The 308-nt window shown below is 48.7% G+C and carries 1 rRNA gene; it reads left to right on the top strand.

Annotation, left to right across the window (positions count from 1 at the left end):
* Positions 1-187: 187 nt before the first annotated feature.
* A 5S ribosomal RNA gene (gene rrf / locus J5M72_RS28790) occupies positions 188-303 on the top strand.
* Positions 304-308 lie beyond the last annotated feature (5 nt).

The following is a 308-nucleotide window of genomic DNA, read 5'->3' as shown; positions in this document are numbered from 1 at the left end:
CATCCCGAACTCAGAAGTGAAACGATGCATCGCCGATGGTAGTGTGGGGTTTCCCCATGTGAGAGTAGGTCATCGTCAAGATTAAATTCCGAAACCCCAATTGCGAAAGCAGTTGGGGTTTTGTTTTAGTAGAAGTCACCGATTTTTGCCGGAACGTTACTGTGGTAACGGGCTGGTCACAGAATTTCTTGACGACCATAGAGCGTTGGAACCACCTGATCCCATCCCGAACTCAGAAGTGAAACGATGCATCGCCGATGGTAGTGTGGGGTTTCCCCATGTGAGAGTAGGTCATCGTCAAGATTGAA

The sequence above is a fragment of the Pseudomonas sp. 58(2021) genome, assembly GCF_017491585.1.
Lineage (GTDB): Bacteria > Pseudomonadota > Gammaproteobacteria > Pseudomonadales > Pseudomonadaceae > Aquipseudomonas > Aquipseudomonas fluorescens_BT.
The sequence above is the reverse complement of the archived record's forward strand: the minus strand, read 5'-3'. Positions and strand labels throughout refer to the sequence as shown.